25 protein-coding genes are annotated in these 22,786 nt (G+C 33.6%); 17 read left to right on the top strand and 8 right to left on the bottom strand.

All coding sequences use genetic code 11. The features are described from left to right. Window positions 1-3 precede the first annotated feature (3 nt). The gene (locus ACTJJ9_RS01070) at window positions 4-429 is read right to left on the bottom strand and encodes a DUF2935 domain-containing protein (RefSeq protein ID WP_095302131.1); all 426 of its coding nucleotides are present in this window, start codon (window positions 427-429) and stop codon (window positions 4-6) included. Window positions 430-582: 153 nt separating this feature from the next. On the opposite strand from ACTJJ9_RS01070, the gene ACTJJ9_RS01065 reads away from it, so the two are divergent. Then, window positions 583-735 carry a YflJ family protein gene (locus ACTJJ9_RS01065; RefSeq protein WP_095302130.1) on the top strand — a complete coding sequence of 51 codons (153 nt, stop codon included), beginning with the start codon at window positions 583-585 and terminating at the stop codon, window positions 733-735. 56 nt (window positions 736-791) lie between these two features. Here ACTJJ9_RS01065 and cydC read toward each other — a convergent pair whose 3' ends face one another. Genes cydC through ACTJJ9_RS01045 form a run of 4 tightly spaced genes read right to left on the bottom strand, consistent with a single transcriptional unit; the run spans window position 792 to window position 6,651 of the window. Continuing rightward, window positions 792-2,534, bottom strand: a complete 1,743-nt coding sequence (gene cydC, locus ACTJJ9_RS01060) for a thiol reductant ABC exporter subunit CydC (protein WP_440768355.1) — start codon at window positions 2,532-2,534, stop codon at window positions 792-794. Then, window positions 2,509-4,248 (bottom strand): thiol reductant ABC exporter subunit CydD, encoded by a 1,740-nt coding sequence (gene cydD, locus ACTJJ9_RS01055; RefSeq protein WP_145584413.1) that lies wholly within the window; start codon window positions 4,246-4,248, stop codon window positions 2,509-2,511. Before cydD ends, cydC begins: the two co-directional genes overlap by 26 nt. Continuing rightward, on the bottom strand, window positions 4,248-5,261 hold the full coding sequence (gene cydB / locus ACTJJ9_RS01050) for a cytochrome d ubiquinol oxidase subunit II (protein ID WP_174880464.1): 1,014 nt from the start codon (window positions 5,259-5,261) through the stop codon (window positions 4,248-4,250). Before cydB ends, cydD begins: the two co-directional genes overlap by 1 nt. After that, window positions 5,248-6,651 (bottom strand): cytochrome ubiquinol oxidase subunit I, encoded by a 1,404-nt coding sequence (locus ACTJJ9_RS01045; protein ID WP_095302126.1) that lies wholly within the window; start codon window positions 6,649-6,651, stop codon window positions 5,248-5,250. Before ACTJJ9_RS01045 ends, cydB begins: the two co-directional genes overlap by 14 nt. 401 nt (window positions 6,652-7,052) lie before the next feature. Here ACTJJ9_RS01045 and ACTJJ9_RS01040 point away from each other — a divergent pair, with 401 nt between their 5' ends. From ACTJJ9_RS01040 to ACTJJ9_RS01005, 8 genes are all read left to right on the top strand, one after another. After that, window positions 7,053-8,006 carry a ribose-phosphate diphosphokinase gene (locus tag ACTJJ9_RS01040; RefSeq protein ID WP_095302125.1) on the top strand — a complete coding sequence of 318 codons (954 nt, stop codon included), beginning with the start codon at window positions 7,053-7,055 and terminating at the stop codon, window positions 8,004-8,006. 578 nt (window positions 8,007-8,584) lie between these two features. Further along, a complete protein-coding gene (gene ltrA / locus ACTJJ9_RS01035) occupies window positions 8,585-9,859 on the top strand; it encodes a group II intron reverse transcriptase/maturase (RefSeq protein ID WP_440768354.1) in 1,275 nt (424 codons plus the stop codon). A gap of 238 nt (window positions 9,860-10,097) precedes the next feature. Then, window positions 10,098-10,346 carry a DUF3231 family protein gene (locus ACTJJ9_RS01030; RefSeq protein ID WP_145584272.1) on the top strand — a complete coding sequence of 83 codons (249 nt, stop codon included), beginning with the start codon at window positions 10,098-10,100 and terminating at the stop codon, window positions 10,344-10,346. Next, window positions 10,288-11,112 (top strand): DUF3231 family protein, encoded by an 825-nt coding sequence (locus tag ACTJJ9_RS01025; RefSeq protein ID WP_145584274.1) that lies wholly within the window; start codon window positions 10,288-10,290, stop codon window positions 11,110-11,112. The genes ACTJJ9_RS01030 and ACTJJ9_RS01025 overlap by 59 nt, the downstream gene beginning before the upstream one ends. A 186-nt stretch (window positions 11,113-11,298) precedes the next feature. Beyond that, window positions 11,299-11,772 (top strand): hypothetical protein, encoded by a 474-nt coding sequence (locus ACTJJ9_RS01020; protein ID WP_440768353.1) that lies wholly within the window; start codon window positions 11,299-11,301, stop codon window positions 11,770-11,772. Between the two features lie 96 nt (window positions 11,773-11,868). Continuing rightward, the gene (locus tag ACTJJ9_RS01015; RefSeq protein WP_145584278.1) at window positions 11,869-12,339 is read left to right on the top strand and encodes a hypothetical protein; all 471 of its coding nucleotides are present in this window, start codon (window positions 11,869-11,871) and stop codon (window positions 12,337-12,339) included. Between the two features lie 217 nt (window positions 12,340-12,556). Beyond that, the gene (locus ACTJJ9_RS01010) at window positions 12,557-12,997 is read left to right on the top strand and encodes a GNAT family N-acetyltransferase (RefSeq protein WP_145584280.1); all 441 of its coding nucleotides are present in this window, start codon (window positions 12,557-12,559) and stop codon (window positions 12,995-12,997) included. Between the two features lie 65 nt (window positions 12,998-13,062). Further along, on the top strand, window positions 13,063-13,503 hold the full coding sequence (locus tag ACTJJ9_RS01005; RefSeq protein WP_145584282.1) for a hypothetical protein: 441 nt from the start codon (window positions 13,063-13,065) through the stop codon (window positions 13,501-13,503). Window positions 13,504-13,642: 139 nt separating this feature from the next. Here ACTJJ9_RS01005 and ndk read toward each other — a convergent pair whose 3' ends face one another. Then, window positions 13,643-14,104: a nucleoside-diphosphate kinase gene (gene ndk / locus ACTJJ9_RS01000; RefSeq protein WP_145584284.1), complete on the bottom strand. Its 462-nt coding sequence runs from the start codon at window positions 14,102-14,104 to the stop codon at window positions 13,643-13,645. Window positions 14,105-14,454: 350 nt separating this feature from the next. Here ndk and ACTJJ9_RS00995 point away from each other — a divergent pair, with 350 nt between their 5' ends. From ACTJJ9_RS00995 to ACTJJ9_RS00985, 3 genes are all read left to right on the top strand, one after another. After that, window positions 14,455-14,934 (top strand): hypothetical protein, encoded by a 480-nt coding sequence (locus tag ACTJJ9_RS00995; protein WP_255452001.1) that lies wholly within the window; start codon window positions 14,455-14,457, stop codon window positions 14,932-14,934. Window positions 14,935-15,549: 615 nt separating this feature from the next. Beyond that, window positions 15,550-15,903 carry a VOC family protein gene (locus tag ACTJJ9_RS00990; protein WP_145584286.1) on the top strand — a complete coding sequence of 118 codons (354 nt, stop codon included), beginning with the start codon at window positions 15,550-15,552 and terminating at the stop codon, window positions 15,901-15,903. Window positions 15,904-16,048: 145 nt separating this feature from the next. Beyond that, entirely contained in the window at window positions 16,049-16,534 is a 486-nt protein-coding gene (locus tag ACTJJ9_RS00985) for a GNAT family N-acetyltransferase (protein ID WP_145584288.1), read from the top strand. Window positions 16,535-16,635: 101 nt separating this feature from the next. Here ACTJJ9_RS00985 and ACTJJ9_RS00980 read toward each other — a convergent pair whose 3' ends face one another. Further along, window positions 16,636-17,091 (bottom strand): hypothetical protein, encoded by a 456-nt coding sequence (locus ACTJJ9_RS00980; protein ID WP_145584290.1) that lies wholly within the window; start codon window positions 17,089-17,091, stop codon window positions 16,636-16,638. A 195-nt stretch (window positions 17,092-17,286) separates the two neighbouring features. Between ACTJJ9_RS00980 and ACTJJ9_RS00975 the strand changes: the two genes are divergently transcribed. Then, window positions 17,287-17,751 (top strand): DinB family protein, encoded by a 465-nt coding sequence (locus tag ACTJJ9_RS00975; protein WP_145584292.1) that lies wholly within the window; start codon window positions 17,287-17,289, stop codon window positions 17,749-17,751. A 462-nt stretch (window positions 17,752-18,213) separates the two neighbouring features. Here the strand turns inward: ACTJJ9_RS00975 and ACTJJ9_RS00970 are convergent, their stop codons facing one another. Further along, window positions 18,214-19,221, bottom strand: coding sequence for a DUF3231 family protein (locus ACTJJ9_RS00970; RefSeq protein ID WP_145584294.1), 1,008 nt, complete (start codon window positions 19,219-19,221; stop codon window positions 18,214-18,216). A 336-nt stretch (window positions 19,222-19,557) separates the two neighbouring features. On the opposite strand from ACTJJ9_RS00970, the gene ACTJJ9_RS00965 reads away from it, so the two are divergent. From ACTJJ9_RS00965 to ACTJJ9_RS00950, 4 genes are all read left to right on the top strand, one after another. Next, the gene (locus ACTJJ9_RS00965; protein ID WP_145584296.1) at window positions 19,558-20,232 is read left to right on the top strand and encodes a hypothetical protein; all 675 of its coding nucleotides are present in this window, start codon (window positions 19,558-19,560) and stop codon (window positions 20,230-20,232) included. A gap of 154 nt (window positions 20,233-20,386) precedes the next feature. After that, window positions 20,387-20,731: a cupin domain-containing protein gene (locus ACTJJ9_RS00960; protein ID WP_145584298.1), complete on the top strand. Its 345-nt coding sequence runs from the start codon at window positions 20,387-20,389 to the stop codon at window positions 20,729-20,731. Window positions 20,732-20,933: 202 nt separating this feature from the next. After that, a complete protein-coding gene (locus ACTJJ9_RS00955; RefSeq protein ID WP_145584300.1) occupies window positions 20,934-22,142 on the top strand; it encodes an MFS transporter in 1,209 nt (402 codons plus the stop codon). A gap of 167 nt (window positions 22,143-22,309) precedes the next feature. Then, complete coding sequence (locus tag ACTJJ9_RS00950) at window positions 22,310-22,774, top strand: hypothetical protein (protein WP_145584302.1); 465 nt, start codon at window positions 22,310-22,312, stop codon at window positions 22,772-22,774. Window positions 22,775-22,786: the final 12 nt, after the last annotated feature.

The raw sequence follows: 22,786 nt of genomic DNA, 5'->3' as shown, positions 1-22,786 counted from the left end.
ATTTTATCCTTTATATAAAATGGTTTGGGCAACACCAATAAAATACTCCGATTCTACAATTATATGATTTAAAACTACTTTTGCCGTTTGATTTCGTTTAATAGGTTCACTTTCATTCATCAGCATCCGGCAAAAATTTGTAAATTCCTCGCTTTGTTTTAAGCAGAACGTGACAAGCTGAAGCACGTCCTGATAGAGTGCAGGAGAAACTTGTCCATTTGAACGATTCACAGTTTCAATGTATCGAATTACCCTGTGGTGTGCTTTAGCAAATTCGTCCTCCCATTTTTGTAAATCCTCCACATATTGTTGCTCAAGATTTTTAACTAGCTCGCGAATGACAACTGTGTGCTCTTCTTCCTGATGCTTCCAAAATTCAGCTTCATCTAATACACGTAATGGCATTTGAGTTCCATAATAAAATTGCATAAATATCCTCCTATTAATTGGAATATCCATTTCTCTATTTAAGTTTTATTCAACTAGTTTAAAAAAAGCACCAAATTAAGAAAAAAATCCTATTCATAGTTTTCTTAAGTACTACATACATTTAGGACAAGCATAGATAAAGAGGTGAAAAATATGGCATATCCAGGATCGAAGGGTTGGTTTGTTCAGCAGTTAAAGTCAAAGGGGATTAATCGGCACCCAATTGATAGAAGAAAAATAGAATTATATAAAACATCAGTTTTACGAGGATTGTATTATGATTTTATAGTGAAAAGAACGAAGTAAGGAGAGGGAAGGGCAGTGATTATATCAATTGCCCTTCTTTTAAGTAAGTATTTATTTCAAACATGTGCTTTACCGCGATCCAACTGAAACAATTGTTGATAGCGTTTGTTTGTTCTCATAAGCTCGTCATGAGTGCCTTGCATTGTCAATTCACCATGATCTAGGAAGATTATATGATCCATTTTTTCAATTTTGATCAAATGATGTGTAATCCAAATAATGGTTTTATCTTTAAGAACATCAAAGATCGTGTCCATTAGCTTGGATTCTGTTAAAGGATCTAGTCCAATTGTTGGCTCATCAAGAACAACAATCGGTGTATTTTTTAATAAAATTCTTGCAAGAGCAATTCTTTGTCTTTCCCCACCAGAAAAGCGTTGTCCGGTTTCCTCCATTTGTGTATCAAGACCGTTCGGAAGTGATTGAATATAATGAACTAATCCTACTTGTTTGACAATCTCCTCAATTTTTTCACGGGATGCATGCTCATTTCCTAAGCGAATATTATTTTCAACAGTTGTTGCAAAAAGATATGGCTTCTGATTTAATACACTAATGATGTCATAAATGCTATCTCCAAAATGTTCTGGTGCGAAACCAGCAATTGAAACTGTTCCAGATGTAGGAAGGAGGGAGCCTTGTAATAATTGAATAAGTGTAGACTTTCCCGCACCACTTTTTCCAAGTATCGCTAACCTTTGCCCTTGTTGAATTCTAAGTGAGATGTTATTTACAGCATTTTCCTGCTGATTTTGATAACGGTAGGTAAGCTGATTCAGTTCTATCGTTACATTTTTCAATGGAATTTTGCTTGAAATGTCTGAACGTTTCTGTCCGTTACTTGAAAAACGTTCAATTCGCTCTAGCCTTATTAATGCTTCCTTATAAGAAGGAATTCTTTCAACTGCATGGGAAACAGGAAGTAATCCCTCAGCTATCGGCAATGTTACAAGCGTAAAAGCAGCTATATAGCTTGGTGCAAATTCACCTGATTGAACCATAATGCTTGCCCAAATCGCCATAGAAATCATAATGATCCCTGATAATAACTGTAGATGTAATGTTCTTGTTTGATTCCAAAACGCTATCGAGCGATCAATTTGATTTTTTGCAGATTGAGCGTTTAAAAATTGTTGAATAAATTGCTCCTTTTTTCCACTTATCATCCAGTCCTTTATGCCGAAAAGCGTATCTGTTAACGACTCATAAAGCTTAACATGCCATGATTTTTGTTCTGTTTGCCTTGTTTTAAGCATGTATAAAGATAGAAGAGGATATACGAAAACAATGATTCCAAGGCATAATGCGATAAATATCGCAAATTTCCAATCAAAAAAGGCGAGTGTTACATTTGTTATAAAGAAAACAACGATTGCGCTAATTGTTGGAAAGACTGTTCGGATATAAACATCCTGTAGATGTTCAATGTCATCAGCAAGAGTACCTAATAAATCACCTGTTTTAAAACGATTATGAATGAACAATGCCTGTGGCTCAATCATTTCATATAGTTGAACACGCATTGTACTAAGAATCTTTAAAACAGCATTATGACTTGTTAATCGTTCAATATATTGGAAAACTGCTCGTGATATCCCGAAAGTACGAACACCTACAATAGGTACATATAAAAGTAAAATCGTTTCAGGTTTTAGTGATGCCTTTGAAATCAAATATCCTGATGTAAAGGTGAGCAGTGCACTTGTCAGCATTGTAAGTACTGCAAAGAAGATGGCGATCATAACCGACTTTAAATATTGTTTCATATAAGGATTAATAAACTTCTGATATAGCTTCATTTTGTATCTTCCCTCCAATGAAATGGAAGTAATGCCCTTTTTTCTCAAATAACTCTTCGTGTGTTCCGATTTCGACAAACTTACCATCGTTGATAACAAAAATAATATCCATGTTTTTTATCCAATGGAGACGATGGGTAGCAAAAAAGACGAGCTTGTTTTCCATTAATGGAAGAATCATTTGTTTGATTTCATGCTCTGTTTCAATATCTAAATGGGCAGTTGGCTCATCTAGTATGAGGATTGGCAGATCCGTTAATAAAGCTCGAGCCAATGAGATTCTTTGTTCTTCACCACCGCTTAAGCTCCGTCCTCCTTGACCGATTTTTTCTTCGAGGCCGTTTGGAAGGCGATTGATGAGCTCGTTTAAGCCGGTTATATTTACGACATTTTTTATTTCCTCGATTGTTGCCTTAGGTTTGTTCCAGCAAATATTTTCAGCAATCGACCCAGAGAAAATATACGGGTGCTGTGGAATATAAGAAAGCTGTCTTTGCCATTCTGTAACAGAAAAATGGGGGAGTGTGATTCCATTTATTTTAATGTCACTCTCGTTAGGAATCGTAAAGCCTGAAATTAGATCAATGAATGTCGATTTTCCTGCACCAGATGCCCCAATAATCCCGATTTTCTTAAACCCACTTACTTCAAACCGAATATTTTCAAGGAGATTGCGATTTTCATCGTTTGATCTTTTAGTTAATTGGTTGACTGTTAATGTAGATTCTTTATTCCATTTTGGAATGGCTACCGTTTCATTGCCCTCAGGTAGACTATCCTCATTAAGCAATTCATTGATTTGTTTTCCTGCTTCTTTTCCATCCATTGTTGCATGAAAGTCATTGCCAAATTCTCTTACAGGTGCAAAATATTCTGGTGCTAAAATAAGCATCGCGAGGGCAGTTTCTAGCCCTGTTGTCCCATTAATGAGCCGAACACCTAATTCAACTGCAAGGACTGCAACGGACAAACTTGAGAAAAAGGTAAGTGAAAATGTTGAAAGAAATGCTACTCGTAAAGTCCGATTTGTTGCAATTCGATATTTATTACTTACTGTAGCAATTGCTTTCGTATGTGATTTGCTCCTTCCTAAATAAGTTAGTGTGACAATCCCCCGTAACGAATCAACAAAATGTCGGGAAAGTAAACGGTATGTTTCCATTTGGTCATCAACCTTTTTTTTGGCTGCTATGCCTAGTAAAGCTAAAAACACAATCATGACAGGCATTGTAATTGTAAGGACAATGCCTGAGAGGGTATCTGATAAGAAAACGTATATTAAGATAATTGCTGGACTGAAAAGCATTGAAATGAAACGAGGAATAAATAGCTCAAGATATTTTCGGAAATTTGGAATACCTTCAAGAGCTAAAGTGATCATATTTCCTGTTCCATTCTTTGATATTTTATTAGGGCCTATTTCAAATAGCTTTGTTATCAGCTGCTTTTGTAGAGCAAATGCTGTTTTTTCGGCAAAGTGATAGCTTAGTCTTTCTTTAAGCCATTGCAATAAATGCCGAGAAGCAAAGAAACATATAAACATAAAGAAATAGGGAAGGACAGCTGTCCAAACTGTCCCTTGAAACATACTCGTAATAATTTTTGATAAGTAAATTGCTTGCAAAATGATTGTGAAGCATTGAACAATCGTAAGTACACTAATGATGCTAAATAGTTTTTTCATACCATTATAGGTGAATAATTGTTTATCCATTAGTATTCTAAATGCTCCTTATCTGTCACTCGTTTTCGGAATACATAGTAGCTCCAAATCGTATACGCTAAAACGATAGGTACCATCGTCAGTGCAACAACTGTCATAATTTTTAACGAATAGTCACCAGATGCGGCAGCATAAATCGTTATGTTGTTTGCCGAATCAAGCGAGCTTATTAACACATTCGGGAACAAAGTAACGAAAAATGACGCTGTTACTAGAATCATAATTAAGCCAGTCATCGTAAAGCTTAGCCGTTCTCGTTTTTGTTTTAGTAATGGCAAGAGGAGAAGGTAGAGCAATATAACGGCACCGAAGATTGGAATAATATATAAGCCCTTTTCAGAAAATGCAGGTGTATATAAAGCCGTTAGACCAACAAATAGAACGATAATGGCGCCACATGCATAATAGATTTTTTTTGCTTGCTCACGAGCACGCTCTCTTAATGAATCAGTTGTTTTTAACGATATGAACATTAATCCGTGTAAATAGGATAAAAGGACAAAAGCGATCCCACCAACAACTGTATAAAGGTTTACAATATCAGTGAAGCCTGCGTACATATTCATCTCATCATCAATAGGTAAGCCTTTAATTAAACTTGAAAATAATACGCCAACTAGAAACGGTGGGAGTATGCTTCCAAAAAATATTGACCAGTCCCATGTTTGTTTCCATTTGTTCATATGCGCTTTCCCTCTAAATTCAAAAGAAACTCCTCGAGCAATTAGGGCGAGAAGTAGAACGACAAATGGAATGTAATACCCGCTAAATAACGTTGCATACCAATGAGGAAATGCTGCAAACATTGCACCACCCGCTGTAATTAACCATACTTCATTCGCATCCCAAAAAGGGCCGATCGTATTGATGAGTACTCGTTTTTCCATTTCATTGCGGGCGAGGAATTTAGTACTCATTCCAACACCAAAATCAAAGCCTTCAAGAAAAATAAATCCGACAAATAACAGACCAATTAATAAAAACCAAATCTCACTTAACTGCATGGTCCAAGCCTCCTGTGCTAAAAGGGTCTGAAGCAGAAACATCTTCTTCTTTTTTTACATATGGTCCTTGTTTAATAACTTTTACAAAAAGATAGACCGTTGCTGCAAATAACAATGTAAAAACGATTAAAAAGGCAATTAGCGAAAATAGAATTTGTCCTGAAGAAACATTTGGACTTATCGCTTGTGATGTTTGAAATAAACCATTTACAATCCATGGCTGCCGTCCAATTTCAGACATAATCCAACCAGATGTATTTGCGATAAATGGAGCAGCAATCATGAACACCATAATTCTTAAATAAAATGGGTGGTTTTCTGGTTTTCCCCATTTACGATAAATTAATCCTAGGAACGTTAGCAATATCATTGCACAGCCGAAACCAACCATAATTCGGAAGCTCCAAAATGTTGTTTTGACCGGAGGAATATAATTACCATCACCAAATTTTTCTTCGTATTGAGCTTGGATTGTATTCATCCCTTGTACTTCACCTTTGAATTCACCGTATGATAAATAGCTAAGCAAATAGGGGATTTTTAAGCTCATCGTTGTTTCTTTATTTTCGGTATCGATATTTGCAATGACCGTCCATGGTGCTGGATCAGTTGTATCCTCGTATATTCCTTCGGCAGCAGCCATTTTCATCGGCTGTGCTTCAACGAGATAGCCTGCTTGAGAGTGACCTGAAAAGGCGATCCCTAAAGAGGAAATACTGCCGACAATTAAGGCGATTGTCATGGAAGATTTGAAAAAAGAAAGATCCTGCTTCTTTAATAATTTCCAAGCGCTAACACCAATGATAAAGAACGAACCTGTTGCAAGTGCTGCGAAAATAGTATGTGGAAAGGCAACAAGTACCTTTGGATTTGTAAGCACAGCAACTAAATCATTCATAAGTGCTCGACCATTTTCAAGCTCGTAGCCAACTGGATTTTGCATGAAAGAATTCGCAGTTAAAATCCAAAATGCTGAAATGATTGTTCCAAATGAAACTAGCCAAATACTCGCTAAATGTAATCCTTTTGGGATTCGATTTTTACCAAATACCCAAATCCCAATAAATGTTGATTCGATAAAGAATGCAAGCAATGCTTCAATAGCTAGTGGTACACCAAAAATATCTCCCATAAATCGAGAGTACTCTGACCAGTTCATTCCAAATTGAAATTCCTGGATAAGCCCAGTCACGACACCGACAGCGAAGTTAATTAAGAAAAACTTTCCCCAGAAATCGGTCATTTTTAAATACTTTTCTTTTTTCGTAACATAATACATTGTTTGCATGAGTGCAGTTAAAAAGGCAAGACCGATTGACAATGGGACAAAGAAAAAATGGAAGATTGTCGTTGATGCAAATTGTAGTCTTGCCAGCATAATCTCAGTCATTTGAATCCCTCCTATGTATTTTCACTTAAAATATAGCACCAAAACTACTAAAGGAGATTGTGAAATTGTGAACATACTTTGAAGCTATTGTTACAATAATTTGTCAAGACTTTTCGAGAATAAGGAAAAATGAACTATTTAATATAGATAAATTGTAATGATTGTTTGGGGGTGTTTGGTAAGGGGGAGCATTACTCGTTCATTTAGAGAGCTCTTTTCTAAACTAGCATTGTTTTTAAGCTAAACAATGCTAGATGTACAGGGATAATCTGTCGATCAATAAAATTTAATTTTTTCACGTTATTTTTTATATAATGACTATTGTATGTAGTGTTTATAGTGTAAACTAGAATTATGTCGAATTTAATTTAATAATTCCTTATGGAGGTTTTCACTTAATAATGTCTAGTCACTTTCAAGATTCAAATTTAAAAATATTTACATTAAACTCGAACCAAGCATTAGCAAAAAAAATTAGTGAAATTCTTGGGATTGAATTAGGAAAAAGCTCTGTTACACGCTTCAGTGATGGGGAAATTCAAATTAACATAGAAGAAAGTATTCGTGGTAGCGATGTCTTTATTATTCAATCGATTAGCAACCCTGTTAATGAGCATTTAATGGAGCTATTAATTATGATTGATGCTTTAAAACGTGCTTCAGCTAATACAATCAATTTGGTTATTCCTTACTATGGCTATGCAAGACAAGACCGAAAAGCAAGAGCCCGTGAACCGATTACTGCAAAGCTAGTAGCGAACCTTCTTGAAAAAGCTGGTGCTAATCGTGTAATTGCTCTAGATCTTCATGCACAACAAATTCAAGGATTCTTTAACATTCCAATTGACCATTTGTTAGGTGTACCTATATTAGGAGAATATTTCTTAAATAAAAAGTTTGATGATATTGTTATCGTTTCTCCAGACCACGGTGGTGTAACACGCGCCCGAAAATTAGCGGATCGTTTAAAGGCACCAATTGCGATCATTGATAAAAGACGCCCAAGACCAAATGTCGTAGAAGTGATGAATATCGTAGGAAATATCGAAGGAAAAACGGCAATTTTAATTGATGACATCATTGATACTGCAGGAACGATTACTTTAGCTGCAAACGCACTTGTCGAGAACGGTGCAAAAGAAGTATATGCTTGCTGTACACACCCAGTTCTTTCTGGACCAGCAATTGAACGTATCCAAAATTCACAAATTAAAGAGTTGGTTGTGACAGACTCTATTTTACTTCCAGAGGAAAAACGTATAGATAAAATTGTTGAGCTGTCCGTAGCTCCGTTAATTAGTGAAGCTATAAAGCGCATTCAAGAAAATTTATCAGTGGATGAGCTTGTTCAATAAAAGAATAAATTTTCGGCACTGAATTAATTAAATTTATTGAAATGAAGAAAGACGCGAGAATTGTTTGCGTCTTTTTTTGGTGTGCCAGGCATGGCAACTATCTAGGTGGTGAAAGTCCACTGTGGGGGTACACATCAACCAACCACTAAGGAAGCGCAAGGTACTTACTGTGAGGTAAGGGCTGGAGGAAGCGTGGAATAAAATCTTGGCTCGACGAACAGAAACCTGATACTAAGGCTCTACAAAGGGATAAGACTCCCAAACAAGTCAAAGTCCAAAAGGTGTGCGTAACTTTGTAGGGTAGATTAGGCGAGTAAAAGAGGAAAGATTGTTGTCTTACCCTGGGAGGTCTTGCGGATGTACATAGGTATAGTCGAAAAAGGTTTGCCGCCAGAAGTCAGCAGAAGCCATAGTAATGAAATTAATTCATGAAGGGCTGAACAATTTATAATGTTTCAACACCGCGAATGCGTAAGTGACTTACTCCGAATGTATTAATGGTGAAAGTATGAGCGTATCTCAAAGGCTAACCAAAAAGGAGCTATCACTTACTACGTGAGAGGGAAGGAGAAACGAGTGTGGAACTTTTAGAACAGATTCTAAGTAATCGAAATATGAACGAAGCCTATCTGCGTGTCTATAAAAATAAAGGTGCGAGTGGGGTCGATGGAGTAACAATTGAAGAATTAAAACAATATCTGAGAGAAAACAAGGATGAGCTACGAAAGCGCATCAGAACAAGAAAATATCAACCACAAGCTGCCTTAAGAGTGGAAATCCCAAAAGAAAATGGCAAGATGCGCAAATTGGGAATACCAACAGTAGTGGATAGAGTAGTTCAACAAGCCATTCATCAAGTTCTCAGTCCAATATTTGAAAGGCAATTCAGTGAATACAGTTACGGCTTTAGACCAAAAAGAAGCTGTGAGATGGCTATTATTAAAAGCTTAGAATTTCTGAATGATGGACATGATTGGGTAGTAGACATTGACCTTGAAAGGTTCTTCGATACAGTTCATCACGATAAACTCATGCGAATTATATCCAACACGATAGATGATGGGGATGTCATCTCACTAATCAGAAAATACCTAGTCAGTGGAGTCATGGTGAAAGGGAAATATGAAGAAACCCCTGTCGGGACTCCGCAAGGAGGAAACCTTAGCCCATTATTGAGCAATATAATGTTAAATGAACTCGATAAGAATCTACAGAAAAGAGGACTACGGTTCGTGAGATACGCAGATGACGCTCTCATCTTTGTAAAGAGTGAAAAAGCAGCAAACAGAGTGATGGAATCAATCGTGAAATTTATAGAAGATAAATTAGGATTAATAGCCAATGTAGAAAAGAGTAAAATCTCTCGGCCAAAAGACTTGAAATTCTTGGGGGTTGGATACTACTACGATCCAAAAAATGAGAAATATCAAGTAAAACCTCATGCCACATCCTTACAAAAGTTTCGAAGGAAACTTCGAAAATTAACAAAGCGAAATTGGAGTGTACCACTAGACTTCAGGATTTTAAAACTAAAACAAGTCATACTCGGGTGGGTAAATTACTTTAGAATCTCAAATATGAAAAGTGCGATGAATGAGATAGATAAGAAGCTTCGCTCCAGAATTAGAGTTATCATCTGGAAGCAATGGAAGGTATCGAAGAAACAAATAAAATCGCTAGTTAAATTAGGGATTCCTGAGGAAGAGGCAAAAGGTCTAACTTTCTGTCGAAGAGGTTACCGGTACATTGGATTATCGAAAGTCGTTCAGAGAGCAATATCGAACAAAAGACTAAAGCAGAGGGGACTCCCCTCTGCTTTAGAACATTATCTAAAAGTACACACTGTAATATAAATTGAACCGCCGTATACGGAACCGTACGTACGGTGGTGTGAGAGGGGCGAAAATAATTAACTTATTTTCCCTCTACTCGATTCTTTATAAGACTTACTGAAAATATCTATGTAAGCTTCGTAGTATGATGCAAAGTAAAAAAATGGATAGGGTATAACGAATTTGGACAAATTAAAACAAAATCGAATTTACAATCACCAGTTTAATTTCTTTTGATGAACATATAAGGAGGGAATAAATGATGGATACTTCTCATAACACAAAATTAACTGGTCCTGAAATCACAGGCTTGTGGACACAATATCAATCAGATTCTTTAAATCTTCGTGTTAATACATATATGTATAATAATCTTGAAGCAGAAAGTGATGATATTAAGGAAATATTCAAGGATGCGATTGCGACTTCAGAGAAAAACTTAAGTCAAATTGAAAGCATTTTCAAAAAAAGAAGGGTATCCTGTTCCCCAAGGCTTTACTTCACATGATGTTTATTTAGAAGCCCCAAAGTTATATTCAGATGGTTTCTGTCTTAAATACCTCCATGAAATGACGATTCATGGGCTTTCAGCATATTCAGTTGCTATAACAATTGTAACTCGTAAAGATATGCGTCTTTTTTATGAGGATAAGATTCGTGATGGCATTAGTTTGTATAATAAAACAATTGAATTACTACTTTCAAAAGGAATTTATCATCGTCCTCCATATCTTCCAAATGCTACTGGAATCGATTTTGTAAAATCGAATAATTTCTTTTCAGGATTTTTTGGAGATAAGAGAACCTTAAACGGTAGTGAAATAACGAATGTGTTTTTTAATTTGAAAAAAAGTATAGTTACCAAGGCATTATTAATAGGCTTCTGCCAAGTTGCCAAATCTAAAGAAGTCCGCGAAATTTTGAAAAAGGGACTTGATATTAAGTCAAAACACATTAAGCTTTTTAGTGATATTTTAACAGATGACAACCTTCCAGCACCACAATCATGGGATTCAGATGTAACTGACTCTACAACACCACCATTTTCAGATAAATTAATGATGTATTTGACAGGGTTTTTATTTAATACAGCAATTTCTTACTATGGTGCAGGATTAGGAGCAACGATGCGATCGGATTTAATTGTCCATTATGAAAGATTTATCCTAGAGGATTTAAAGTATGCTAAAGATTGGAGTGACATCATGATTAAAAATCTATGGATGGAACAGCCACCGAAAGCAATTGATAGGAAGAGACTTGCTGAAGAATAACATTATAAAACATATAGTTCGCAAAATTCCAATAGTAATGCTGAAATTTTGCTTTCGTTAGACAAAAAAACAACAGAAAATCAGAAAATCTCTAAAGACGTAGTGAATACCATTTCACTAACGTAAGGGTAGAGCAGTCACCTTTATCAACTAATCGAAGAGATTAAAGCAAAGGAATAAATGAATGTGACAAATCCAACAGAAAAATTGTTATGGTCAATAGCGTTTCCAGGTTTCGGTCAATTTTTAAACGGCAGGTTTATAAAAGGGATTACTCTCACAATATTGGAACTTATCGTTAATGTTCAATCCCACTTTAACGAAATCATTATCTCTAGTTTTAACGGGGAAATTGAACAGGCAATTTCACATGCAAATTATCAATGGTTGATGTTTTACCCATGCCTGTATTTTTTCTCTATGTGGGATGCTTGGAAAGATGCTGGAGGTGGAAAAGAAAGGTATTCCTTTCTTCCATTTGTATTCGCTGCTTATTTCGTGACCGTTGGAACCATGTATTCGTCAACTTTTAAAGTATTCGGGATAACTTTCGGTCCTGTTTGGTTACCGATTCTTTCGGTAATACCTGGGATAGCTGTAGGGTATTTATTGATGAAATTATTAAAAGTTTTTGTAAGGAGTAAAGAGGGAACAATATAATATTCTTTTACTTTACATTGTAAACATCTCATTTGTTAAATAAGGGAAATGAGAGCAAACAAAGTATGGCAAATGAAAGAGAAAAAGAGGTGTTATATGACAAATCAACTCATTTTATGGGGTGTTTTAATTCTTCCGTGGGTAACGTTATTTTTCATGAAAAAGGATGATGTTAAACGTTATATGCCTGTCGGTTTGTTTGCTGTTTTTACGAGTGCATTGATTCTTGAAATAGGGATGACATTAAAATGGTGGGTATATTATGAAACGGCATATCCATTGAGAAATATTTCTTATCTTTATGGAACAATTCCAGTGTTTACAATGTGGATATTCAAGTTTACATATGGAAGGTTTTGGTTGTTCCTGTTTTCTGATTTACTTTTGAATATCTTCTATACGTATGTGTTTGAATATTATTTCTTAGGCAGTAGAAAAATAATTGAATTTTTAAATATGAGTCCGCTTTTAGATGTTATTGCAACAACGATACTAGGAGTGATCATATATGGATATCAAAGATGGCAGGAAGGTATTTTCATAAGTACAAATAAAAAATACGAATAAAATTCATTCCGTACAATTACTGACAACACAAATTAAGCAAAATAGTTGGTTAGCCAAATTGATATAATGGCTAACTATACTTTTTATTTCAATCTAATCCTCAAAGTTATTTCGATCGGATATAGATTGGAAATATTAAATTAAAGAATATTCGCAAAAATGTATTAAAGGGAAATTTATGATATTGTAAATTAATAACAATGAAGTGGGGATATTAATGGAAATTAGGAATATTACGGTGGAGGATTATGATAAAGTAATCAATGTTTTAAACGAGTGGTGGGGTGGAAGACAAATGACCCATTTGTTGCCTCGACTATTTTTTGAGCATTTTCAACCTACAAGTTTCATAGTTGAAGAGAATGGCCATTTATCTGCCTTTATTATCGGATTTGTTTCACAATCTGATCCAAATCAAGCTTATATCCATTTCGTTGGTGTTCATCCTAAATTAAGGAAAAATGGTGTAGCTAGAAAACTTTATGAATTGTTTTTTGAACAGGTACGCCTTTTAGGGTGTAATAAAGTACACTGCATTACATCACCAATTAACGAAGGATCAATTGCATACCATAAATCAATGGGTTTTTCTGTATCTTTAGCGCCTAATTACGAAGGAGTTGGTCAAGACAGAATATTATTCTCAAAAGATATATAGAATGATGAAAACGCGTTTTTAAAGGTGAAAATCGATAAGCAACAAAATTTTGGGGGGAAATCAAATTGAAAGAATGCTGTTTTAAAATACATTTATCGTTAGAAGAAGCAATAAACCGTTATAGTGAATGGATAGATGAAGAACTTGAATTTGTATTAAATGAATATGGGGAGTATGTCGATAAATCTATTCACGTTTCTTCAAGTGATGATAGATGGACAAACTTTGTGGACCTCGAGGGAGAAGCTTTTTTTGGGTTAACTAGTGAAGCATGGCTGAATCTATCAAAGAATCAATCATGTACATATGCATACTACGATGATGATTTAAATGCAGAGCTTATCGTATTCGAAAATGGTAGATTAATACGAGAATTTTCACTCTATGAAGATGAGCCAGATGCAAATGTGAATGTTGCAAAAATTGATTTTGAAAAAATATCTCCAATAAAAGATTGGAACGATGTAGCAACTTTTCTTGAAATAGAATTAAAAAACAGTAAATAGAACGTTACACTATTTTATAGAGCTAGGTAAGAAAACTTTATAGGCAATTTCACGCAGAGAATATTCTTTTTAATCGAGTATTAATTATTTGCTTTTTGATAAAACAAGAAAAATACCAGCCGAAAACTGGTATTTACTTTCACATTGATTTCCGATCCTCGTATCGGAAATCATCGTCAGCAATATTTCTTTTGAGGAGACCGAAGAAATTTTCAATTTCACGTTCGGCACTTAGGAGAGAATCTGAACCGTGAATCACATTTTCTGCTTTTGTATTTGCAAAATCTCCACGGATCGTACCAGGTGCCGCTTCCGCTGGGCTTGTCTTCCCAATCATGAGACGTGAAACCTCAATGATATTTTCTCCTTCCCATACCATTGCAAAAACTGGACCAGACGTAATAAAATCAACTAATTCACCGAAAAATGGCTTGTCTTTATGTTCCATGTAATGATGTTCTGCCTTCGTTCGATTAATTGTCATAAGCTCTGCATTTAATAATGTGAAACCTTTTTGTTCAAATCGTTTCATGATTTCACCAATTAAACCTCGTTTGACCCCGTCAGGCTTTACCATTATAAATGTTCGCTGTAATGTCATGCTATCACCCCATAGTAAAATTTGAATAAGAACCAGCTGCAGATAACCTTCAATAAAAGGTTGTTTCTATTATCAATTATGGGAGAAAAGTGCAATTTCCAAACCTGTGTCAAAAAAATAAACTAGACAAAATGATTGAATATAAAATTTGACCGTTCTCGAAAACATAGTGCTTTTTTATAAATATTTAGTTGTAGCGGATTTCCACTACAGATTTCTTTCGGTTTAATGCGTAAGAGCTAAGGTACTAAAAATCATAAATATTTTTAAAAGAAGTAGTGCTAATTTTTTTATATTTCTCCAATCTTTGGGAATATTATTCCATATGGATCGAAATAGGAGGATATATGATGAAATTTGTAAAGATGAAGTATTCAAAGCCATTGCTATTGTTAATGTTCGTTCTCTCTTGGTTATCATTTCCTTTAATAGGAAAAGAATCGATAAAACGATTTTTACCAGCAGGGTTATTTATATCTTTAATCGTTACAATAGAAGATGTAATTGCTAGAAAACGAAAATGGTGGTGGTGGTACGAAAAAATAATTCCTAACCTTTCAGGAATCGTACCTTTTTTATGGGGACCGTTCTTAATTGGATCAATGTGGATACTAAAGCTAACCTACGGAAGGTTTACTTTATACACAATTATAAACTTTTTTGTTGATTCAATCTTTACCTTTTTCATGGTTGATTGGTTAAAAAAGCTAGGAATCGCATCGTTAATTCGCTTACCAAAATACCAATTATCGATGTTATTTTTCGTTAAATCGTTACTTTTATATAGTTTTCAATATATTAAGGAAAAAATTCAATATACCAGATATTGAATGTAAATGCCCTATTTCTAGAGAAACTGATTTTACATTATTTGAATACGTTTAAGTAAAAATAGTATAAAATTTTCCTTCCATATATTTGCTACATATGATATATTACGAATATACGTTCGGTAAGTTTATTAAAATATTTGATTTTTAAGTTTTATTTGTAATGAATAGAAAACGGAAAGTTACTGTGAAATTTTATGAAAATGGATTAGGAGTGAAGATATTACTAGCTCAATCTTAAGAAGTATTGCCAGAAAATCCAGAATTCGCTTTTTCAGAAGAGGCAAAAGAACGTATATCTTTGTTCAATTAACAGATACTCTCGCATGCTTTCTGATGCTTTTCCAGTACAATCCTTTCCAACTAGTTCACAAGTGATGCAGCGATCACACTAAAAAATGATGAGAAGTCAAAAAGAAGATTTTGAAAATCTTTTGCAAGAAGAGCAATTTGTAATTGGAACATTTCGTTTCAGCTATCACGCCAATCCTTCTTTACTCTATCCGGTTCATGCTTTAAATTTTATGACCTAAAAAACTTAGTCCTCTTTGTTATTAATAGTAGCTGAAGAATAGAAATTAATGGGAACTCTAAATTTAGAAGGGAGAACTACAAGTGGGAGAAATTGTTGGATTTGAAATAAGTAGTCAGGATCCGAAAAAAGCAATTACATTTTATGCTAATGTTTTTGGATGGGATATTTCTGAACAAAATTGGGATTATTGGGCTATTTCTATTAATAAATATTCAGGAGAAGGTAGCATTAATGCTGGTATAAGTAAAGGTCCTGTTGATTTTCCGCACGGTACACGCATGCAAATTAAGGTTGATTCGATTGATGAAGCTATTTCTAAAGCAAAAGAAAATGGGGCTAGGGTAGTTAGAGATAAGATGGAGTTTGATGATTTTTTTCTTGCATATTTGATTGACCCTACGGGAATAGGCTTTGGTCTTATTCAATCAAAATAACAACAAGAAATAGGACAATTTCATTTGGATCTCAAGTGATATATTCATATTTTACTAGGTAGTTAATTTTCAGAAATATTAAAAAGATATAAGTACCTACTATCAAATATAGTAATAGATACTAATAAGGAGATGATGTATTTTTATGGAAAAAGAAAAGTATGTAAAGTTAACACATTTTTCAAATGAACATGTAGAAGCATTAAAATCCTTTAAGCTTCCAAGTGAACAGGAACAGTTCACTTCACTACCAAGTAATAGCTTGGAGGTGGCTGATGGTCAATTTCGGATTGTTATTCTGAGTATGAAGGAACCTGTAGGTTTCTTTATTTTACATAGTACGGAAAGAGTTAAGGAGTATTCCGAAAATCCAAATGCAATGCTGTTAACGTCCCTATCTGTTAATCGTGCACATCAAGGCAAAGGATATGCTAAACAAGGAATGCTCTTACTAAAAGACTTTGTTAAAGAGGAATTTCCTCCATGTGATGAAATCGTTTTAGCAGTAAATCATAAAAATGTTCCCGCACAGAAATTGTATACAAAAGTAGGCTTTAAAGATACAGGTAAGCGAAAAATAGGACTAATTGGTGAACAGTATATCATGTCATTACCATTTGAGAATAATTAGCGATTATTCGTATTCTTTACTACAATTGAAGAAAAGCAATTTTCTATTAAACGAAAAGAAAAAAGCCTTAAAAAAATAAATAGGCTCCCATTAACAAACATTTATTTATTTCCTTTTATTAATCCTAAATCAACTAAGTCTGAACCCATTTTGCTCGTTTTCTTCACTATGATCCAATTTTCCTTAGGTTTATCATAGGACAAAATATATAAGCTGTTCATACCATTTAGCCCTTTCTCTAATATATATCCTTTCGTTTTTGTTTTATTTAAATAAAATAATGGGCTGCAATCAATAAAATGTTGTTTCTGAACTATCCCTCGAGAAATACTTAATAGTGATTTATCTTTTGGCTTAAGGTTCTCTTTTTTGGATAGCACTTCTCGAATGTCGAAGAGTCGATAATCATTCAAGTTAATGTTATGTGTTTTAACAAAGTCTTCAGTAATAGTTTTTATGTACGTTTCTTCCTCTAATGTTAATTTTGCTTGAGCATTTGTCGAGAAAAACGATAAGGAAAACAAAGCTACTAAAAACAATATCGATATTTTTTTCATTTCTACTTCTCCTTTGTTTTCTTTTAGTTTCTCATAAAACAGACAAATTATTACAAATAGCTTTGAGAATCACTTACGGATTTAACAACTATAAGTTTTAATCGTTTTTCATCAAATTGCATAGGCAAACTATGAAACTAACAAGCAATTATTGAATCCTCGAGTTAACAAATGTCGAATAATTAAGGAGTAATTATGTACTACGTAAGTGTCATTCACCAAATTGAAGTAGCAGTAAACACAATTATTAAAATCATCGATAATTTATCAGAAGAAGATTTGCAAAAAAGACCTACGCCTAATAAGCACTCACTCGGGGAATTGCTTGAGCATTTAGTCGTAATTTGTGAAGCTGATTGGCGTATTGCAAATGAGGCGTCTAAAGAAGAAATGGCGGATTTTTATTCAGAAGTATCTTATAAAACATTAGAATCAATAAAGGAAGGTTTACTTATAAATTTAAAAGCATTAAAAAGTAATTGTAGGAAACTAACAGAAGAAGAGCTTTTAACGGAAACAACATCCTATTGGGGTTTGACTTATTCAAGATATGAGTGGCTTTTGGAAATATTGGCACACGTTTATCATCACAGGGGGCAATTACATGCGATGCTTGTTCATTGTTATGATCAGGATCCTGGAATTCCTATGTTTGAATAAATTTTCTCCAACAATTATCGTTTATGTTAATGAAAAAAGAGGCATTGTGTAATATACAAAATATAAACGAATTTCAAAAGAGAACCATCTATTATGTTTTAAAAGAAAAAAGGCTAGTTTCAAATGTCGCTTCCAAATGCTGGATACAATTGGGCCGAAATGAACGTCCAGCCAAAGTACCACATGTAATCTGGGGTTCTCTTGATAGAGCAGACAGTTGAAAATCTCTTGAAAAGTTTGTAGTGAAAGTACGAATGTTTTTAGGGGATCATATAAAGATAAGTTTTACTTACGGGTTTAAAACATAAAATATCTTTTTAAGACAAAAGTTTAACGGAGCAACGTAGGAAACTTAACACGTTACTCCTATTTATTAAATAAGACTCACACTTTAAAAGGAATAATCTCGAACTTGAAACAGTAGAGACATTTGCGAATTATTAACGGTATTTCCTATATAGGTTACTTTCTTTCCTTTGCTATTTCTTTTCTATTTGGGGCAAGTGGTGGTTGTTCTAACCACTTATTTTGTACCATTAAATCAAACCAATTTTTTGTAACCCTAAGATTATTTAGAATTGTACCTTCATAAGCAGCCACAAGATCTGTCCTCATGGCTGATGCTAAACCTGCTCCATGATAGTTTTGTGCTGCTTGGAACAAGAATCCCATATGATATAGCATAAGCTTATCGGAAAAAGGAGATTCCGTTGATGTTGTCACTTCTGTTTCCCAGGATTTCGGAACTGGTAAATTATCTGTTTGCATAATTTTTGCAAATGTTTTAATTTGACCGTCTGAAGTTTTTTCGACATCAGTTAAAAACTTTCGGACTTCCTTACTTTGAGTGACTTGACTGAATGCGATAGAAAGCGTTTTTGCCATTATACTTTTTTTAAGGTTGAAAGAAATACTAATAATTTCTGTTGCAGCTAATGTTCTACCTTTCCCAAAAAATCCATCTTTGAAATTCTTGCTGGAAACATATTGAGGATTATTAGCTGGATAAAATAATGGGTCTCTTTGAAAATTCCCTTTTTCAAGCAATAATTCAATTGTTTGATGATACATCTTTTTCGCGTCATTATCACATGTATCGTAAAAAAACCTTAAGTCTTTTCTAACAGAAACACCTAATGAAGTGCTATGTCCTAGCAATCCATGTAACGTCATAATATGTAAATAATTCAAACAAAATATATCAGAAAACAATCTCGGTTTACCTTTAAAAAGATCGGATTCATTAAATCCAATTGGAGTCGGAAAACCTTCATTTTCGATAAAAGTAGTAATTTGCTGCTTTTGTTTTTCGAATGTTTTAATAGCCTCTTCGAAAAGGATTTTAATTTCCTCGTCCTCAATAATAGTAACCATATATTTATTTACTACATCAGTCATCGTTCCGAAAATATACTCACCCCAAAGTGTTCCTATCTCAGATGATGTAAGCTTTTTTTTAGTTTCATCCACTCTATCACCTCAATTTCGTTATTATCTAAGACTGTTGTTACGATTCTTTGTGTTGCTTTCAACCTAAAAACGCAAATATTATTTCATAATCACTGTAGTCCAATATGAAATTTTATTTCCTTCCTTTTACATAATGTCCCAACTAGAAACCTAGTCAAAAGTTAATGTGTCCAATATCAAATATTCTATGTATTTCTTCTATTGTAGGATTGAAATTTTTTTTCTTATACTCCTTAGAGTACAAGGTTGTGAGAAGATAAAGGACATTTATCTTAATTTTTATAGACATTTCCATATATATACTGATAGAATAATCTGAAATATATTAGAGGTGGAATAGAATTGAAAAAAAGATTAGGTTGCTTACATGCCCATTATTCAAATATTGAATATATCGAAAGTGCATTTTCCTCATATGATATAGAATTAATCCATTTCGTTGATCCAGGATTAATGTATCGAGTTACATTTAACAAGAATTTTCATTTAGAGGAAGCTCAAGAGAAAGTAAAGGAACAAATAGAGTGGATTGCCAAATGTAATGTTGATGCGATTCTCATTACATGTACAAACTATATCGCTATTTTACAGGAAGAACAATTAACGACTTCAGTTCCAATTATAAAGATTGATGAACCTTATTTTGAATCCATTTGTAATACCGAGCAACCTCAAACAATTCTATTTACAAATCCCGCAACTGTTAATGGGACAATGGAACGTCTAAAGGAATACGCTTATAATCATCAAAAATCAATAGATATAGAAGAAATTGTTATAAACAATACATTTGATTTAATCATGCAAGGTTTGAAAAAAGAATATGATCAAGAAGTTTCCAATTTTCTAATTAAAAATATTCATAATGGTAAGAAAATTTCCGTTGCTCAATTATCAATGGTCGATGCATCTAAGGAGGTTGAAAATATGACGTCTAAGCATATTTTAAATCCTTTGGAGCCGTTAATTTTATCTATTGTTAATCAGTTAAATCTAAACAAAAATCAGTAATAATCTAATTATTTTCATACTCACCAAAGGGGTAGCTTTACTACAAATAGGGGTAAAGCATTTTCTTTTTCAATTAGAAAGGTCTTTCGTTTGCGTGATCCCGTACATAATAAGCTGAATTAATCGTAAGAATGTATTCAAAAGGAGAATAAAAATGCAGAAAAAAGGACATTTAGAGGTTTTTAATCTAAACGAATTAATTAAGGAAAAAGATGAATATACAAACTTTATAGTAAGTGAAGTAAATGACCATGCACTTAGGTTAGCCGTAATTAATGGAGAATTCCACTGGCATAAGCACGAGGATTGTGATGAATTATTTTATGTATTAGAAGGTGAACTTTTCATAGATATCGAAAATAGTGAAACAGTTTCATTAAAGCCAGGAGATATCTTTACTGTCCCAGCAAATACAATGCATCGTACCCGTTCAAATGAACGGACTGTTAATATTTGTTTCGAAAAGACAAGTAATGATATAAAAGGAGACAATCGATAATTTTTTTAAAAAGTAAGCTAGGATGCTACAAAAATAACGTTTTATTGCACTAAATTCCATATATGTAATTATCGGTAATAAATTTGTGATAAATCTATATCCCCCAGATTTATCAATATGAAGGGAGAAAAGAATTTCATGAACAGTCCAATTTAATATATCCCTTAATTCAAAAACTGATTGAAAAATTGGGGGATATAAAATGAAATGGAATAAAAATTTTACTACATTAATGTTCGGTCAGTCTATCGCGAATATCGGCGATGTACTATATATGATTAGTGTGATAAGTGCAATTTTTGAATTAACAGGCTCTGCTTCTGCTGCTAGCTTTGTTCCATTTATCGTTACTTCATCAATGTTTATTTCAAGCCTATTAACACCGCTGTTAATCAGTAAAGTTCATTTAAAGTGGTTAATGGCAGGAACGCAAATTGGAAAAACGATTTTTCTTGGCATTTTAGCTTTAATATTAATTGATCTAACTTTTTCTAACTATTATTTTCTTTTTCTCATCATTGGGTTGATAGGCTTTCTTGATGGCTGTGCAAATCCGATTAGACAGACGTTGATTCCACATTATGTGAAAACGGAACAATTGCTTCAAGCAAATGGAATTGCTGAAACTGTTATGCAAACAATTCAAGCTGTTATGTGGTTTTTAGGTAGTCTATTATTAATCATTTTAAGCTCGTTTCAGCTTATATTGCTTGTTGGAGGTTTATTTACAATTTCTAGTCTTTTGTTATGTTTTTTAGAAAACACTAAACACCAACCAACTGAGTCAAGAGGCAATTTAGAAAAGATAAAAGAAGGGTGGAGGACATTATCTGACACTCCTGTATTAAAAAGGATAGCTATGTTAGATCTTTTCGAAACGATTGCTGGAACTGTATGGATCGCAGCTATTTTATATGGATTTGTTAATGATGTATTAAAAGTGGATGAAAAATGGTGGGGATTTATCAATGGTGCTTTCTTCTTAGGCTTGATTGTAGGAAGTATTTATTGCATTAAATTTTCTCCTTTCATTGAAAAGAAACTGGGCACTTTTATTTTTGTTGGGTCATTTGCAAGCTTCATTGTCACAATCTTATTTAGTATAAATAGTATACCGATCATTGCCATCATCTTATCGCTTTGCATCGGCATTTTTACACAAGTAAAAAACATCCCACAACAAACGGTTATCCAAACAAGTGTATCTAAAGAACAGTTGTCAACCGTTTATACTTCATTAAATGCGATAGGAACAGGAATCTTTAGTATCGGCTCTCTCATTATGGGGATGTTAGCGGATTTGTTAGGAGTTCAAATGGTATTTCTTATATCAGGACTACTACTCGCAATCGTTAGTACAATTGTTTATAAAAACAAGTCTTTATTTGTAAGGAATACAATGAAACAATAAAGAATGAAGGATGGATTTTGCTCACGATGAAATCCATCTTTTTAAGGTTTTAACAATTAAATTGATTTTATTTTAACGTCTAACATAGATTGTCTTCTATACATGTAGCAAGTTTTTTTAGTGTGAAAATATAAAAAATAAAAATAAAAAGTAACAGGATTGATAAAATGACTTTTCAAATGACGGATGAAGTAATTGAAAGAGTATTTTTCAAAGATGGAAGCTTAAGAGATATTTATGTACAAGCTTGTAATTTAAATGATTGGCAAAAATTTTATGACTGGATTCGTACTTCCTCTTGGAATATTTTAATATATAAAGATGATCAATTAGTTGAGTATAAGGGGAAATTTGTTGATTATTTATTCGAAGAAAAAAAGAATCATCATATTCGATTGACAATCCCTATTAACGGGATATTGATAAACTGTTATTTTTTTTCTGAAGACGAGATAGAATTTGATATTGAGCCGAATGAGATTAACAATGTGTATGATGCAAATACAGTATTTGAATTTATGAAAAGCTTAGCAAAGATTCTTGGAAAACAGTGTATACTTTCTGAAGAAAATACTCCAGAAATTCCATTGGTTACGTTTTATTCTGATGGATCAATGATAAGTAAATTATAAAAAGAAAAAACA

This window comes from Metabacillus sp. 22489 (assembly GCF_052044855.1).
GTDB classification, from domain to species: domain Bacteria; phylum Bacillota; class Bacilli; order Bacillales; family Bacillaceae; genus Metabacillus; species Metabacillus niabensis.
Note: the sequence above shows the minus strand (reverse complement) of the source record. Positions and strands in the feature narration are given on the sequence as shown.